Annotated in this window: 3 protein-coding genes; 1 reads left to right on the forward strand and 2 read right to left on the reverse strand. The window is 65.4% G+C overall.

Going from position 1 to position 3,226, the window contains the following annotated elements:
* Positions 1 to 256: 256 nt before the first annotated feature.
* Both AC0L2V_RS31925 and AC0L2V_RS31930 read right to left on the reverse strand, forming a co-directional pair.
* Positions 257 to 1,486: an amidohydrolase/deacetylase family metallohydrolase gene (locus AC0L2V_RS31925; RefSeq protein ID WP_473522156.1), complete on the reverse strand. Its 1,230-nt coding sequence runs from the start codon at positions 1,484 to 1,486 to the stop codon at positions 257 to 259.
* 227 nt (positions 1,487 to 1,713) lie between these two features.
* Positions 1,714 to 2,142: an Lrp/AsnC family transcriptional regulator gene (locus tag AC0L2V_RS31930; RefSeq protein ID WP_091592090.1), complete on the reverse strand. Its 429-nt coding sequence runs from the start codon at positions 2,140 to 2,142 to the stop codon at positions 1,714 to 1,716.
* Positions 2,143 to 2,266: 124 nt separating this feature from the next.
* Here AC0L2V_RS31930 and AC0L2V_RS31935 point away from each other — a divergent pair.
* The coding region (locus AC0L2V_RS31935) for a saccharopine dehydrogenase family protein (RefSeq protein ID WP_473522157.1) at positions 2,267 to 3,226 on the forward strand (960 nt) is incomplete at its 3' end.

Consider the following 3,226-nt stretch of genomic DNA (forward strand, 5'->3'; position numbering starts at 1 on the left):
CTTCTGTCCTTGAATGGCATCCCGAACCCCCTCGCGCACAATGCGCAAAACTGTTCGCGATGTCCTCGCACACCTGTCCGCGATGTCCCCAGTCCAAACACCCTTGTGGGAGAAGGTGGATTGGCGCGCAGCGCCAAGACGGATGAGGGGTGTTGGACGGAGTGAGGCGTTGGTGTTCTCTGGAGCACCCCTCATCCGACCGAGCTTCGCTCGGCCACCTTCTCCCACAAGGGGAGAAGGAAGAGCCGCCCAGCCTTCACCCACGCCCGAAATGCCGACTCACCACATCGACATGCGTCTCATGCGCATGCGCTTCGTAGCGGTCGGTATCGCCAAAATCGTTAGCCGCTTCGTTCGGCCACCAGGTGCCGTCGACCACGATGCCGTCCGATACCAGCCTCTGCTCGGCGACCAGCGAGGCGCCGACCGCGTCGACAAAGGTAAAACGGCCCGGACGCAGCCGCAGCACTGCGATGTCGCCGACTGCACCGACCTTAAGCGTGCCAAGCTCGGGCCTTGCGATCGCCTCGGCCGGCCGTTGTGTCGCCGCGCGCAGCACCTCGACCAGCGGCATGCCGAGCGCCAGCAATTTCGACATGCACACCAGAATGTCGAAGGCCGGACCGTCGACGCAGTAGAGATGCACGTCGCTGCTGATCACGTCAGGCGCCAGCCCTTCGCTGAGCATCGCCCTGGCAACCGAGAAATCGAACGAGCCCATGCCGTGGCCGATGTCGAAGATGACGCCGCGCTCGCGCGCCAGCCGCATGTCGGGCCGGACCGCGCCCGAGGCGAAGACCGGCGCGTTGGGAAACGGCCGGAAGCAGTGGGTGAGGATGTCGCCCTTGCGCAGCCGCGGCAGCACTTCCGAACGGCCTGGCGGCGGCTCGTCGATATGCGCCATCAGCGGCAGGCCGGCCTGGTCGGCAGCCTCGAGCGCCAGATCGACCGGCGCGATGCCGCTGCTGCCGCCGGCATGGCGACCCGAGCGTACTTTTACGCCGACGACCACGTCTGCGTGCTCGCGCACCGCCGCCACCGTCTCGCGCGGTTCGCAGAGCCGCAGATCGCTGCACTCGCCAACCGAAACGGTCTGCGAGAAGCCGAAAATGCCGGCAAAGGAAATGTTGACATAGGCCAGGATGCGGACCTTCGAGCGCTCGATGACGTGGCGGCGAAAGCCGAGGAAGTTGCCGGCGCCAGCGCTTCCGGCGTCGATGAAGGTTGTGGTGCCGCCTTTTGCGGCGAGGCGGTCGGCGTCGACGCCGAGCGATGTGCCGCCCCAATAGACGTGGCTATGCAGGTCGATGAGGCCGGGTGCGACGATGGACCCTGTCGCATCGATGACGCGCGCGGCGCGCTCGAAGGGAATGTCGGGATCGATCGCGGTGATGCGGCCGTTGACGATGGCCAGATCGCGTCGCGCGTCGAGGCCAGACGCCGGATCGATGAGGCGGCCGCCCTTCAGCAGGAGATCAAATTGCATCGGCGTCCTGTGTGTTCTCGTTCAAACCGGCCTGTCCGCGCAATTCTCATATAGGCCGTGTTGGAAAGCAACATTTTTTTGGAATGATGTTGCTTTATTACAGGAACCTCGCAGAGATAGCGGAGCGCCAAAATTGCCGATCTCCCCCTTGAGGGGGAGATGCCCGGCAGGGCAGAGGGGGGTGCTGTCCCGCCAGCGTTTCTGGGCCGCGCCAACGCGGGCAGCACTCACCGGTCGATCCGCGTCGACAGGATGATCGACGACGATGTCCGCTCGACCCCGTCCATCGCGCCGATCTCATCGAGAAGCGTGTCGAGGTCCTTGATCGAGGGCGCGTCGACGATGACGATCATGTCGAAATTGCCGCTCACCGAATGCAGCGTCCGCACCGGCGCCAGCGCCTGCAGGCTGCGCACCACCTTGTCGGCAAGCTTGGGCGTGACGGTGAGCAGGACATGCGCCCGCACCAGTCCCTGTTCGTAGTCGGGTGAAAGCCGGACGCCATAGCCGGTGATGATGCCGCGCTGTTCCAGCCGCTCGATCCGGCTCTGCACCGTCGTCCGCGACACGCCGAGCCGCCGCGCCAGTTCGGCCGTCGAGGCGCGCGCATTCGCGCGCAGCAGGGAGAGCAGGGCCTGTTCGGCGTTGCTAAGCACTTTCGACGAACCTCATCGGCATACTGTCCAATTTGGCACTTCGTTTTGAACAGTTCAACACTTCCTTTCGACAGGCAAGCTGCGATTCTGTCCGCTCTGTGAAAGGCAAGGCGAGGGAACTGTCATGAAGGACATCATAATTGTCGGCGCCGGCAAGATCGGCTCGACCATCGCCGAGATGCTGGTTTCCACCGGCGACTATCATATAACCCTCGTCGACCGTTCGGCCGCACAGCTCGGCGCGGTCGAACTGCCTGAAACGGTCGAGACGCTGGAACTCGACATCGAAGCCGCCGGCACGCTCGAAGCGGCCCTGGCCGGCAGGTTCGCGGTGCTCAGCGCCGCGCCCTTCCACCTGACCACGCGCATCGCCGAAGCGGCGGCCAGCGCCGGTGTGCATTATCTCGACCTGACCGAGGACGTCGTCGCGACCCGGCGCGTCAGGCAATTGGCGCGTACCGCCGACAGCGCCTTCATCCCGCAATGCGGGCTGGCGCCGGGCTTCATCTCGATCGTCGCCAATGATCTCGCCAGCCGCTTCGACACGCTGGAAAGCGTGCGCATGCGGGTCGGCGCACTGCCGCAATACCCGTCGAATGCGCTGAACTACAATCTGACCTGGAGCACGGACGGCGTCATCAACGAATATTGCGAGCCTTGCGAGGCGATCGTCGAAGGCGAACTGATCGAGGTACCGCCGCTGGAGGAGCGCGAGGAATTCTCGCTCGACGGCGTCACCTACGAGGCGTTCAACACCTCGGGCGGGCTCGGCACGCTGGCCGAAACCCTGAAGGGCAAGGTGCGCACGCTGAACTATCGTACCATCCGCTACCCTGGCCACGCCGCGATCATGAAGGCGCTGCTCAACGATCTCGGCCTGCGCCACCGCCGCGACATGCTGAAAGACATTTTTGAGAGCGCCCTGCCGGCGACGCTGCAGGACGTGGTCATCGTCTTCGTCACCGTCAGGGGGCGCCCCCCCCCCCCCCCCGGGCGCCGCCCCCCCCCCCCCCACAAAAAAACCCCACCCCCCCGCCCCCCCCGGCGCCCCCCCCACCCCACCACCCCCCCCACCCCCCCCACC

The organism is Mesorhizobium sp. WSM4814, from assembly GCF_055811595.1.

Bases quoted from the DNA above. Each gene is read 5' to 3' on its own strand.
- AC0L2V_RS31925 (WP_473522156.1), bottom strand. From the start codon at position 1,486: ATGCAATTTGATCTCCTGCTGAAGGGCGGCCGCCTCATCGATCCGGCG.